The sequence below is a fragment of the Limnospira sp. PMC 1279.21 genome (assembly GCF_032349615.1).
Lineage (GTDB): Bacteria > Cyanobacteriota > Cyanobacteriia > Cyanobacteriales > Microcoleaceae > Limnospira > Limnospira fusiformis.
In genome coordinates this window covers 33,270-45,897 of record NZ_JARPLU010000013.1, presented here as the reverse complement: position 1 = coordinate 45,897, position 12,628 = coordinate 33,270, and the positions used below count along the sequence as shown (strand labels likewise).

The 12,628-nt window shown below is 45.1% G+C and carries 15 protein-coding genes; 2 read left to right on the top strand and 13 right to left on the bottom strand.

All coding sequences use genetic code 11. The annotated features are described in order from the left end of the window. A partial coding sequence (locus tag P5683_RS03795; RefSeq protein ID WP_315669417.1) for a calcium-binding protein occupies window positions 1–1,325 on the bottom strand: 1,325 nt, incomplete at its 3' end. 302 nt (window positions 1,326–1,627) lie between these two features. Between P5683_RS03795 and P5683_RS03790 the strand changes: the two genes are divergently transcribed. Then, window positions 1,628–2,062, top strand: coding sequence for a hypothetical protein (locus P5683_RS03790; protein WP_006621311.1), 435 nt, complete (start codon window positions 1,628–1,630; stop codon window positions 2,060–2,062). A 57-nt stretch (window positions 2,063–2,119) separates the two neighbouring features. On the opposite strand, the gene P5683_RS03785 is transcribed toward P5683_RS03790, so the two are convergent. Further along, window positions 2,120–2,842 (bottom strand): PleD family two-component system response regulator, encoded by a 723-nt coding sequence (locus P5683_RS03785; RefSeq protein ID WP_006621313.1) that lies wholly within the window; start codon window positions 2,840–2,842, stop codon window positions 2,120–2,122. 454 nt (window positions 2,843–3,296) lie between these two features. Between P5683_RS03785 and P5683_RS03780 the strand changes: the two genes are divergently transcribed. Further along, window positions 3,297–3,485 carry a hypothetical protein gene (locus P5683_RS03780; RefSeq protein ID WP_006621314.1) on the top strand — a complete coding sequence of 63 codons (189 nt, stop codon included), beginning with the start codon at window positions 3,297–3,299 and terminating at the stop codon, window positions 3,483–3,485. Window positions 3,486–3,683: 198 nt separating this feature from the next. Here P5683_RS03780 and P5683_RS03775 read toward each other — a convergent pair whose 3' ends face one another. The 11 genes from P5683_RS03775 to rpsM all read right to left on the bottom strand — a co-directional run bounded on the left by P5683_RS03775 (window position 3,684) and on the right by rpsM (window position 12,303). Then, window positions 3,684–5,393, bottom strand: a complete 1,710-nt coding sequence (locus P5683_RS03775) for an ABC-F family ATP-binding cassette domain-containing protein (RefSeq protein ID WP_006621315.1) — start codon at window positions 5,391–5,393, stop codon at window positions 3,684–3,686. A gap of 212 nt (window positions 5,394–5,605) precedes the next feature. Then, complete coding sequence (locus P5683_RS03770; RefSeq protein ID WP_315639078.1) at window positions 5,606–6,016, bottom strand: response regulator; 411 nt, start codon at window positions 6,014–6,016, stop codon at window positions 5,606–5,608. A gap of 197 nt (window positions 6,017–6,213) precedes the next feature. Beyond that, window positions 6,214–7,329, bottom strand: coding sequence for a peptide chain release factor 1 (prfA, locus tag P5683_RS03765; RefSeq protein WP_006621317.1), 1,116 nt, complete (start codon window positions 7,327–7,329; stop codon window positions 6,214–6,216). A gap of 344 nt (window positions 7,330–7,673) precedes the next feature. Beyond that, on the bottom strand, window positions 7,674–7,925 hold the full coding sequence (gene rpmE / locus P5683_RS03760; protein WP_006621318.1) for a 50S ribosomal protein L31: 252 nt from the start codon (window positions 7,923–7,925) through the stop codon (window positions 7,674–7,676). Window positions 7,926–8,120: 195 nt separating this feature from the next. Next, complete coding sequence (gene rpsI / locus P5683_RS03755) at window positions 8,121–8,531, bottom strand: 30S ribosomal protein S9 (RefSeq protein ID WP_006621319.1); 411 nt, start codon at window positions 8,529–8,531, stop codon at window positions 8,121–8,123. Next, entirely contained in the window at window positions 8,531–8,989 is a 459-nt protein-coding gene (gene rplM / locus P5683_RS03750; RefSeq protein WP_006621320.1) for a 50S ribosomal protein L13, read from the bottom strand. The genes rpsI and rplM overlap by 1 nt, the downstream gene beginning before the upstream one ends. Window positions 8,990–9,004: 15 nt before the next feature. Further along, window positions 9,005–9,841, bottom strand: a complete 837-nt coding sequence (truA, locus tag P5683_RS03745; protein ID WP_006621321.1) for a tRNA pseudouridine(38-40) synthase TruA — start codon at window positions 9,839–9,841, stop codon at window positions 9,005–9,007. A 56-nt stretch (window positions 9,842–9,897) separates the two neighbouring features. Then, window positions 9,898–10,248: a 50S ribosomal protein L17 gene (rplQ, locus tag P5683_RS03740; RefSeq protein WP_006621322.1), complete on the bottom strand. Its 351-nt coding sequence runs from the start codon at window positions 10,246–10,248 to the stop codon at window positions 9,898–9,900. A 103-nt stretch (window positions 10,249–10,351) separates the two neighbouring features. Further along, the gene (locus tag P5683_RS03735; protein ID WP_006621323.1) at window positions 10,352–11,296 is read right to left on the bottom strand and encodes a DNA-directed RNA polymerase subunit alpha; all 945 of its coding nucleotides are present in this window, start codon (window positions 11,294–11,296) and stop codon (window positions 10,352–10,354) included. A 140-nt stretch (window positions 11,297–11,436) separates the two neighbouring features. Continuing rightward, window positions 11,437–11,829, bottom strand: coding sequence for a 30S ribosomal protein S11 (rpsK, locus tag P5683_RS03730; RefSeq protein WP_006618077.1), 393 nt, complete (start codon window positions 11,827–11,829; stop codon window positions 11,437–11,439). A 90-nt stretch (window positions 11,830–11,919) separates the two neighbouring features. Next, complete coding sequence (rpsM, locus tag P5683_RS03725) at window positions 11,920–12,303, bottom strand: 30S ribosomal protein S13 (RefSeq protein WP_006621324.1); 384 nt, start codon at window positions 12,301–12,303, stop codon at window positions 11,920–11,922. Window positions 12,304–12,628 lie beyond the last annotated feature (325 nt).

Genomic DNA, 12,628 nt, shown 5'->3' with positions numbered 1-12,628 from the left:
GGTTCGGGTTCGGGTTCCGGTTCCGGTTCTGGAGTTGGTTCCGGTTCTGGAGTTGGTTCAGGAGTCGGTTCGGGTTCGGGTTCTGGAGTTGGTTCCGGTTCAGGAGTCGGTTCCGGCTCCGGTAATGGTTCGGGTTCAGGTTCCGGTAATGGTTCGGGTTCAGGTTCCGGCTCCGGTTCAGGAGTCGGTTCGGGTTCGGGTTCAGGAGTAGGTTCAGGTTCCGGCTCCGGTTCTGGTTCGGGTTCAGGTTCCGGCTCCGGTTCAGGAGTCGGTTCGGGTTCGGGTTCCGGCTCTGGTTCTGGCTCCAGCTCCGGTTCTGGTTCGGGAGTTGGTTCAGGAGTAGGTTCAGGTTCCGGCTCCGGTTCAGGAGTCGGTTCAGGTTCCGGCTCCGGTTCTGGTTCAGGAGTTGGTTCGGGTTCAGGAGTCGGCTCAGGAGTCGGTTCAGGAGTTGGTAAAACTGTCGATTCTGGTGTGGGTTCCGGTGTCGGTGTAGGTTCATCTGAAGGGAAGATGGTAGCCTTGAAACCATCGCTATTTACATTTTTAATAATCGCCAAAAACTCATTAGTAGCGCGGTCTTGAATAATTGTATCGGTCGCATATATACCGGCACCTTGATAAATATTTAAAGATGCAAAAGTAAGATTATCTAATAAACCAATAGAGTCTTTATTAATATCAAAATCCATAATAAAATTGCTGCGGTCAGGGGTAAATCCTCCCGTATTCAAACCCAGATAAAACCAGTTATTTCCTTCTCCACCTGTGAGAGTATCAGAACCCTGATCGCCAATTAATGTATCATTTCCGCGATCGCCAAATAATAAGTCATCCCCTTGACCACCGTAGAGGAGATCATCCCCTTGACCGCCATAGAGGGTATCATTACCTTGATTTCCAAATAATGTATCATTGTCGCGATCGCCAAATAAGAGGTCATCACCCAGATCACCAAATAGCACATCATTGCCTTTACCACCTCTAAGGGTATCATCCCCCTGACCGCCATAGAGGGTATCATTACCCTGATTTCCATGTAAGAAATCATTACCTTCATTTCCACCAAGAATATCATCGCCATCTAAACCATAGATAGTATCATCTCCCCCTAAAGCAAAGATGATATCATCGAATTCTGTACCTAGGATAAAATCCGAGTTATCAGTGGGTTCTGATGAAATTTGACCATTAGTTAAGACAGTTATGGAATTTTGCGCCTGAATACCAGTTGCTGTGGAAATCGGATCAGGAGAAATTCCCGTAGTATCTGACTGAAGATCCGGATTAAAATTAACGTCTTCAAATTCAAAGGCAGTAAAACTCATGGGTGCAAAATGGGTAAGTTTAAATAGCTAAACAGAATAGCGATCGCGCTGAATTCCGTTTTCAACTTGCACTCTATAGATCCGGACAATTAGTGGGCGTAATTTTCCGGTTGAGTTATAGAAATGGGAATGAGTTATGGTTTTTTATGTTAAATACTCAAGCATCTAAGCGGAGTATCAATATTTGGGGCAACCGCGTAACTGTAAATGTAAGCGTGACCATCAATTCCCTAAAACTTAGGATACCCTCCTAGGACGAATAAATATACAATGGATTGAGAAATTAATGGAATTCTAGTCCCATGAATATTACCCCCACCCCTGTAGATCAAAATGGCTGGCAAAAACAACTCGATCACTTTGTGGAAAATCACCATCCGCAACTAGCCGCCTTAGCTTGGGGAGTTCACCTAGAAGGGGAAAGCGAACAGGGAACTTTAGGTATTGACCTCAAGCCAACTCCTCACTTTGTTTTTTGTCCGAAATCAGCCATTGAACTCCTTAACCAAAATGCGGATAATAAATTACAGGAAATCCTGGGAATTATCGACGGATATAAACCAGAGATAGAAGTTTTGATGATTTGCATTAGTCCAAATCGGATTAAGTTAATTTATTTCCAGCCGGAGTTGGCACCGCCGGATTGTTATGCTAGAATAGCCACAGATAAAAGGTCTCTCATGAGCGAACTCGAAAAAGCGATGAGTGAACTAATACAACTGCCAGAAAATATGTAAAGTTGGTGGGGCTAAGTTTGGGGATTTTTCAATTTAATCCTGGTAAATTTTACGCCCCTACAATTCCCAATCAGGACACCTATCAGATTTTGATCCTTGAGGATGCACTGCACAATTGATGCCATCCTGCCCATAAAAATAGTGACATATTTGGCAGGAATGATTTGCCTGCAATTCTTTAGTAAAAAGTTTATATCTATGATTAATTATCCGATAATATTGACGCGCTTGAGGATAATTAGGATTGAATGTTAGGGTATGTTCAAGGGCTTGAATTGCCGACTGATAAAGTTTAACTATTTGGAGTGCATACTTATCTGGTTTACCTTTAGAGATAAAACAGACATCAATAATCTTGACAATTAAGAAAAAATAGTTGAACCAGGCTTGAGCAGAATTAACTGTGGGTTGAGATTTAGCAGCAACTGTCACCCATTTAATCGTCTGCAAAAGTTCTTTAGGTCGCCAGGGTTTACTGACATAGGCTTCGGCGTGTTTAATGCCTTCATACACGGCTAGATTTTGTTCTTTTCCGGTTAAAAATATAACGGGGATATTTTGAGTGTCAGGGTTGGATTTAATCAAACGACAGGTTTTGTAGCCGTCCAGCTTAGGCATCACCACGTCCAACAAAATCACATCTGGACACACCTGCTGTAACTTATCTAAAGCCTCCAAGCCATCAGAGGCGGGTATGACTTCCAAACCACTCCAGGTTAGTTGGTAGGAGAGACATTCCCTTTGGGTGAGGGAGTCTTCAACCAGTAAGACAGTATTCATGACACGAGGGGTCTAGTTTAATAAAAATGGTGCGCTACCTACCTCTACCCTGAATTCCCTATTTAAGAGTTGATCCATGAGTGGTGGTGTAACGCACCCAACTTCTCCGAATACCTATAGTTTACCCAGTTTAGTTCCCTTTACGATCGCTCTTTTACCAATTCCAGCACAGTTGTATCTGATCAATACCAGGTCCACCAGGGAAGCGTAATATTAAATTATGTCGCTTTTCACGCTTTTTTCACAGTTGCCTGAAATAGTAAATAGCTGATGAGGCGAAAACGCTATTATACCATGAAAACTGTGGTTTGAGGTGATTATATGATTAATTTATTGGCTGATTTAGATAGCCGAATTGAGTATTACTAATACTTTCCCAAGAATCCCCCAAAACCATAGGGATCAATTATAATAGGTGTTAATGGCTCATTAAACTATCAAGTGAGGCAACGACATGAAAACACTGAAACTGGAAATTCATAAAGTTTCACCCTGTTTGTTTCAATTACTGCGGGACTATTCGCCTAGGCTGCTGGTGGATGGAATTTTGTTTACAATTGATGGCGATAGTTACGACACACTAATGGTTGCTGACAAAATTAGCAGTTTAGTTGCACCCCCTTGGAGTCTAAAAGAAGTGTAGGATGCCAATGCGATCGCCACCATAGGTAAAAATCACTACAACAGACCCAATTTAACATAACTTAACCTCAGTTGTACTCAAGCGAGGAAACCTGACAGAGCGATCGCATAATTTCAACCCCACCCAATTAATAAACACCCGAAAGCCGAGTTTGATATCCCCCTAAATTGGTCTAGGGGGAATTACAGATTTATAAAACTATCTACCCTTAGCCGCTGCCTTTTTCTGAGCCGCCTTAGCCGCCTTAGCTGCTTTTTTCGCGGCTTTTTCGGCTGCTAACTTAGCTTGTCGTTCCTGTTCTTTTTCCTCAGCCAACTTGTCCAAATAATAGTGATAATCTCCCAGATAAACCCGAAACTCACCATCACGAATTTCCACAATTTTATTGGCCACCTGAGAAATAAAGTAACGGTCATGGGATACCAGCAGAACCGTTCCCTCATACTCCTGTAAAGCTGATTCCATCATTTCCTTAGCCGGAATATCCAAGTGATTAGTTGGTTCATCCAAAATCAACAAATTCACAGGTTGGAGCAACATTTTAGCCAAAGCCAGCCGCGCCTTTTCTCCACCACTCAAAGAACCCACTTTTTTAAAGACAGTTTCACCACTAAATAAAAACCGACCGAGGAGGGTGCGAACTTCCTCATTTTTCCAGTCGGGAACTTCATCATGGATAGTTTCCATAACTGTTTTGGTCAAGTCTAAGGCTTCGGCTTGATTTTGTTCAAAGTAACCCGGAATCACATTATGTTTTCCTAGAGATACACTTCCTTCGCTGGGGGTTTCCAGCCCCATAATCATCCGAAGCAAGGTAGATTTACCGCAACCATTAGGACCCAAAAAAGCTACGCGATCGCCTCTTTCAATTAGCAGTTCTGCCCCCAAAAACAGGATTTTCTCATCATAGGTATGCACCAAATCTTGAATTTTAACCACATCCCGGCCACTACGGGGAGCCTCTGGAAAGTGGAATTTCAGCGTTTTTAAAGAAGCTGTAGGAGCCTCAATTTTCTCAATTTTATCTAACTGTTTTTCGCGGCTTTTTGCTTGGGTACTACGGGTGGCACTCGCCCTAAATCTTTCGACAAATTCCTGTTGTTTTTCGAGTTCCTTCTGCTGACGTTCATAGGCGCTTAATTGAGCAGCCTCAGCTTCCGCCTTTTGTAGCAAATAGGCGGAATAGTTACCCAAATAAGTCCGAGAAACTCCCCGTTCGGTTTCGACAATTTGAGTACAGAGACGGTCTAAAAACTCGCGGTCATGGGAAACAATTACCATGGGGGTAGTTAAACCCTTCAGGTAAATTTCTAGCCATTCTATCGTTTCTAGGTCGAGGTGGTTTGTCGGTTCGTCCAGTAGTAATAAATCTGGTTCTTGCAGAAGAATTTTACCTAAACTCATACGCATTTGCCAGCCACCACTAAAGGCGCTAACTAAGCGATCGCCATCTTCCGAGTCAAACCCCATTTCTGGTAAAATCTTCTCAATTTTAGCTTCTAAGCCGTAGCCATCAAGGGATTCAAATTTCCGTTGGAGTTTATCCAATTTATGGATTAATTCATCCAGGCGATCCGGATCAGCCGTTTCCATTTCTCGCTGAACTTCACCATAAGCTGCATGGGTAGCGTTAGCCTCATTAAAAACCCTCCAAAACTCCTCTCGGACGGTGCGCGCCGGATCAACTTCAAATTCCTGGGTTAAATAGGCGATATGTAGACTTGATGGCTTAATAACTTCCCCGGATGTGGGTTCAACTTCTCCGGCTATAATTTTAAGTTGGGTAGACTTTCCCGCCCCATTTACCCCCACTAAACCAATGCGATCGCCTGGTTTAACTTCCCAGTTAATATCTTTAAGAATAGTACCTGTGGGATAGATTTTGCTAATATGTTCTAGTCGCAGCATCAACAGTCTCCTAGGACGAAAATATGTTCAAGGGTGGGGTCAGGAAATCGTGTAAGGATAGGTTCGACCGTAGATCCATTTCCTGGAAAGATATGGCATCACCCCCCTACACTGTCATCAAAGCCAAAAATTACATACCCGCATTGGATCTTAACAAAAATCAACCATTTCTGGAGTCATGGCTAAACGTGATCAAATTATGCCTGGGTTGTTTATGGATTTTCTGAACCTTGTCGCTGCTGGTAAACTGCTTTAGCATCTTTAATGGTAGCCTCAAACACTGTGGGGTCCCACGGTTTAGTAATACACTGAAACAATTGCGCCGCCTCTAAATTTTCGCCGGATGCTTCTAGGGTTTCTGGGGAGTATCCACTCAGCAAAATCCGAATTGTGTCGGGAAAACGGGCCACAGTTTTACTGAGGAACTCAAGTCCGGTCATTTCTGGCATACTCTGATCGGAAATTATGATCGCCATTTCCCCTTCAGTTTCCAGTAATTGTAAAGCCGCCGTTGGGCTATCTACTCGAAACACCTGAAATTCGCGGCGAAATATCCGATACAGCAAATCGAGGTTATCGGGTTCGTCATCAACTACCATCAGTTTGAGTTTATTTTTAGCCATTTCTCAACATCAGACTGCACTGTTTGCTATCTCGGAAGTAATGGTGCTGTTTTTCCACTCAACTCTGCTTCCCGTAACACGATCGCAGAACCCCCCAACTAGAAACCGGGTTTCTTGGTTAAATCTTTGATCAGAAACGAAAAACTCTCACATCAACCCGGTTTCTTTCCCCAATCATAAAATAGCGATCGCCATTATTATACAGATGCAGGAGCAGTTGATTCTGCTAATTGTGCCAATCGTTCCTGTTGATCTTGAATGATACACGCTTGGATCAAATCTCCTATTCCCCCTTCTAATACTGGGGCTAACGAGAAATTATGACCCAGACGATGGTCTGTCACCCGATTATCCTTATAGTTATAGGTGCGGATTTTTTCCGACCTTGAACCTGTCCCCACCTGCGATCGCCGCATGGAAGTCACAGCATCCTGTTGTTCCCGCAGTTTAGCTTCGTATAACTTAGCCCGCAAAATCTGCATAGCCCGTTCCCGGTTTTTTAGCTGACTGCGTTCTTCCGTACAGAATACCCGAATACCCGTCGGTTTGTGGAACAAATCAACTGCCGTTTCCACCTTGTTTACGTTCTGACCACCTGCACCTCCGGATCTAGCCGTAGTCATCTCAATATCTTTCGGGTCTATTTGCACTTCCACATCATCAACTTCTGGCATAATTGCCACCGTTGCTGTGGAAGTATGAACCCTCCCACCTGCTTCCGTTACAGGAACTCGTTGGACTCGATGAACTCCCGCTTCAAATTTAAGCTGACTATAAACGCGATCGCCTTGAATTTCCAGAATCGCCTCTTTAAATCCCCCCATATCAGCCAGGGACTCACTCAGTAGCCTTACCCGCCAACCTTTAGTTTCAGCATAGCGGGAATACATCCGCACCAAATCCCCCGCCCAAATACTCGCTTCATCGCCGCCAGTACCTGCCCTAATCTCTAACATGATATTTTTATCATCATTAGGATCTTGGGGTAGCAGGAGAATTTTCAGGCGTGTTTCCAACTCTTGCAACTTCGTGGTTAGTTCTTCTACCTCCAAAGCTGCCATTTCTTTCATTTCCTTGAGTTCAGGATCATTCCCCGTCTCTCGGAGGATTTGTTTGGCCCCGGCTAACTCCGTCTGAGTTGTTTTCCAATCTTGATAGGCATTAACCACATCTTCCAGGGAAGACCGAGTTTTGGCTACCCGTTGAAATTCATCAGGATCTGTCGCAATTTCAGGATCTGCTAATCGTAAAGTTAACTCCTGAAAGGTTTGCTCAACGGATTTGAGTTTATCTAGTAAATAAGTTTCTGCCATGGCGGTTCGGTTGCCTCTTGTTAGTAGTCGGTTGTCGAAGCATAATTTAGCTTAAATTGTCTTTGTCTCCGTCTTGAACCCCGGGTATAAAGATATCTTAAATATCGGAATTTTGCAGCTTTTTACCATCAAAATTATCGGTAAATGTGGGTGATTTACATCATTAAATATTCGATAATTAGGCGTTGGCATTACCTCCATCACCATCATTAACCCTTACTTAATGGTGGTTTACAACTTATTTTACACTGCTAAATATTAGGGATAAACCGGAAACCAAAAATCGGTCGGTTGCCAGTAGTCAGACGCTACGGACAACAGACGACAAACAATCGACAACCCGGCTATTTTTTCGATTGATCCGCTTCCGTTCCTGTGGCTTGACTCTCATCAATCATGCCATACTTACGCAGGAAGCGTTCAACTCGTCCTTCTGTGTCAATAATCTTTTGAGTTCCAGTATAGAATGGGTGGATTCCAGACCAGATATCAACGTGCAGTGATGGCTGTGTGCAACCAACTTTCATAACGACTTCGCCGTTACAGATTACTTCAGCTTCTGGATACCATTCGGGATGAATATCAGGTTTAGGCATGGTTTAAGCTACCAAGTCAAAATCAACAAATTTTACTTTCTTTCTATTATAGCCATAATTGGCTCGCGACAGGCTGAGTCACAAAACCTAATAAATTGAGATTCTGCACCCACCTGGGGATGGGCAATATTACCACCCCCTGTCTAGGATAGTTTACACGATCGCGCTTGAGTCTGGATTGATAGCCAAAACTCTCTAGCGTTTCGAGTATTGGGGAGCCTTGCGAGCTTTCCGCAAGCCGTATTTTTTCCGCTCTTTAGCGCGAGGGTCACGGGTTAAATAGCCTTCTGCTTTCAGTGGTTGGCGATTATCAGGACTTAACTCGCATAAAGCACGAGCCACACCTAAGCGGATGGACTCCGCTTGACCTGTGAGACCCCCACCTTGGACATTTACCAGAACATCGTAATCATTTTCTAGCCCTAAAGTTTCTAGGGGTGCTTTAGTAGCTGAAAGATAGCTCGTGTTAAATTGCAGATACGATTCGCCCTCGCGACCATTAATAATTACCTGGCCACTGCCCGGAACTAAACGCACACGAGCGATCGCTGATTTCCGGCGACCTGTACCCCAGTAAACTGCCTTACCTGTATCTATAGCCTGCATTATTTACCTCCTGTGGGAATTGTGTCAATTTTCAGCACTTCAGGATCTTGAGCCTGATGGGGATGAGTCGGACCAGAATAAACTTTTAGCTTCGTAAATAGTTGGCGGCCCAAAGCATTTTTGGGGAGCATTCCCTTAACTGCTTTCTCAATAATTCGTTCCGGGACTCGGTTTTGCAGTTGATCAAAAGTCTCTGTCTTCATCCCTCCCGGTCTACCCGAGTGGCGACGATAGATTTTTTGCTCCCCTTTTTTGCCAGTTACTGCCACTTTGTCAGCGTTAACCACGATTACAAAATCCCCTGTATCCATGTGGGGGGTGTAAGTGGGTTTATTTTTGCCACGAATGATTTGAGCAATTTCTGTAGCCAGGCGGCCCAGTCTTTGATCCGCCGCGTCAATGACGTACCATTTTCGTTCAATGGAGTCAACCGGCGGCAGATAGGTTTTAGTCATCATGATCTTGCAGTTCTCCTAAGTTAATGGTGATTGTGGTTCAGTTTTTCCTAGGATAAATTTAGGAAAAGTATCGAACCAGATATCAGGAGTAAAGGGGAAATTCGGATAGCCTACCCGTAGTAGGCACAACCCCTGGGGAGGGGCTGCCGATTTGACAATTTCCCGACGTTCGTTGACCCAGATATCTTGGAAGTTTTCTAGCGATCGCTCCCCCGCCCCCACCTGTACCAGCAGCCCCACCAGTAATCGCATCATTCCATACAGAAATCCGCTCGCTTGAACTTCAATATGAATAAATGCTTCGCTCCGCCAACATTGCACATCCTGGACATCCACCCAAGCATGGGGGCGACTAGAACCAGCTCGTTGGAATGCTGATAAATGGTGATAGCCCAGTAATGGTTTGAGAGCTGCCAACATTAGGCTTTCATCCAACCGCTGATGATAGTAGTGCCAGGTAAACCGACGGATAAACAAGTTAGGTCGAGCATCCGTGTAAAGGCTATAGCGATAGCGTCGCCATTGAGCGTCAAACCTGGCGTGCCAATCCTTCGCTACCGGAGCCGATGCCCTAATCAGGACATCCGCTGGCAATCGGCTATTGAGAATGGTTGCCCACCGATAGGCAGGAATATGGGCTGGGGCATCAAAATGAGCCACCTGGGCTGCTGCATGAACTCCAGAGTCCGTGCGACCTGCTGCATGGAGGGGGACTCGCTCCTGCTTTAAAACCTTGCCAATAGCTGTTTCTATGTCCTCCTGAACCGTGCGCTGATTGGGTTGCCGTTGCCATCCGTGGAAGTGGGTTCCATCGTATTGGATAATCAGAGCAATGCGCTGTTTATCAGTCATTGACAATCCGCCTTCCCTTGAGTTCAGCTTGAGTCACCGGCTCCCTGACAATCGCCTTAAACCAGCTCAATGATTGCCATTTCCGAGTTATCTCCCCGGCGAGGAACCGTTCGCACAATGCGAGTATATCCCCCTTTACGGGAGCCATAGCGCTGGGCTGCTCCTTCAAACAACGCATGAACCAGTTGTTTGTCATAGATATAGCCCATCGCTTGGCGACGAGAGGCGAGTGTTCCATCTTTAGCTAGAGTAATCATCCGTTCTACTTCAGAGCGCACAGCTTTAGCTCGTGCTTTCGTCGTAGTTACACGACCATGACGGATGAGTTCGGTAGTCAGCGATCGCAAAAGGGCTTTTCGCTGGTCCGCAGGTTTACCAAGTTGATGAATACGACAACGATGACGCATGACAAATTATTTAGATAAGTTACTTAGATTTAGTTCCGAAACCAGCCATAAACAGGCACTCACAACTCATTTCGAGCCGTGACCTTCTATGGCACTCACCTACTCAAGATTTAGCTGCTCGCTCCTTAGGTAAAGTAATTCCTAGGCGGTTTTGGAGAGCTTCGATCACCTCTTCAGCAGACTTTTGACCGAAATTTTTGATCTCTAGGAGATCTTCCTCTGTATAATCTCGTAAGTCCGCCACCGAGTTGATTTGCGCTCGTTTTAGGCAGTTATAAGCCCTAACCGAAAGTTGTAGCTCCTCAATCGGGATCTGGCTGGTAGGATCGATATCATCCCTTTGATCGCTCGTAATTGATTCTAGGTTGATATCTTTCAGGGCACCGAATAGATCCACCAAAATCGCAGCCGCTTGACTGATCGCTTCTTGGGGAGTCAAACTGCCACTCGTCCAGATTTCCAACGTCAGCCGATCTTTCTCCAAAGATCCACCATCGCGGGCATCTTCTACAGTGTAGTTTACCTTCCGTACCGGCATGAAAATTGCATCAATTTGGAGAAAATCCAAAGCCGCAGAATCATCCCGATGTCTATCAACCGCTCGATACCCTGTCCCCTTTTCAATCTGACATTCCATCTCCAGAGTTGCCCCCGGGGATAAGGTAGCAATATATTGATTTTTATTGACCACCTCCACTTCCGAGGGTAAATCAAAATGGCCGACTGTTACGGTTGCTGGACCTTGCACCAAGAGACGGCCAATTTGCTTCTGATAGGTATGGCTTTTGAGAACTGCTTCTTTCAAATTCAGCATGATCTCTAGGACATCTTCCCGAACCCCTTCAATCGTTGCAAATTCGTGGTTAACGCCAGCAATTCGGACCGCTGTAATGGCAGTCCCTTCTAAATTTGACAGCAGCACCCGCCTTAGTGCATTTCCAACGGTTATTCCCTGGCCACGATCTAACGGTCCCAGGACAAATTTGCCATACTGACTACGGTCAGTGCTTATATTGGATTCAATACACTCAATCTTAAACTGCGCCACCGATTGACCTCCGTTCGACTCTTACCCCAAAAATTAGACCTAACCCATTACCAATGAAAAATGAAAAGTATCGGGGATGTAACTTCTCATTTTTCAAAACCTGTTACGGCTTTAGTTTGGGCGCACGCCACCAGGCTTTTTTACACCCTACGACGTTTGGGGGGACGACAACCATTGTGAGGAATTGGGGTGACATCACGAATGAGAGTAATTTCTAGTCCCGCTCCCTGCAATGCCCTAATTGCTGTTTCTCGACCTGATCCAGGACCGCTGACCATTACTTCAATTTGGCGCATACCTTGGTCGGACGCTCGACGGCCAGCACTTTCAGCCGCTGTTTGGGCTGCAAAGGGAGTTCCTTTTTTCGCTCCCTTAAATCCTGTAGACCCGGCGGAAGCCCAAGATATTACTTCCCCATTTTGATCCGTAATACTAACAATTGTGTTGTTGAACGTAGACTGAATGTAAGCTACCCCGTTGGGGACATTCCGTTTTTGCTTTTTTGGTCCAGTTTTTTTAGTTTGTCGCGCCATAGTTGTCTCTTTAACGACCTATTGAGTTGATTAACTTGCCTACTGAATAATTGATTAATACAGTTGGCCCATGGAAAGCCTCTCCATAGACTATTTCTTGGAGGCGGCTTTTTTCTTACCTGCTACAGTTCGGCGAACTCCACGCCGGGTTCTGGCATTCGTCCTCGTCCGCTGACCCCGAACCGGTAATCCCATTCGGTGACGACGACCACGATAAGTACCAATATCCATTAAACGCTTGATGCTCATCGCTTCTAAGCGCCGCAGGTCTCCTTCTACTTGGTAGTTAGTTTGGATTACAGAACGTAAAGCTGCTACGTCCGCATCAGTTAAATCCTTAACCCGAGTGTCGGGGTTGACACCCGTCTCCGCTAAGATTTCTTTGGAGCGAGATAATCCAATTCCGTAGATATAGGTCAGACCAATCTCAACACGCTTATCGCGTGGAAGGTCTACTCCGGCTATCCGTGCCACGTTTTTTTCTCCCTAATAATCGTGCTGTGCCAAAATTAATTACAGTGCCGAGTTGTTCTATTTAATCCTGCCAGTGATCAGACCGTGAAGGCTAACTTCACACTTCCTAGCTTAGTGACTGAGCCGCCTCGCGCGGCCATCATAACAGCCATTAAGTGCGTTTGACGAGGGTATCACTGGCTTGGGTTAGTGGGATACTTAATTTAGCTTTCCCGCTACTTTGCTTTTCTTCCCTCTGTGTACAATAGACATCAACAGTTAATATGGGTAGGGTGCGCCAGACCAATTAATAATCATTGAATCTGCTTGCATTCTGCCTCTCTGA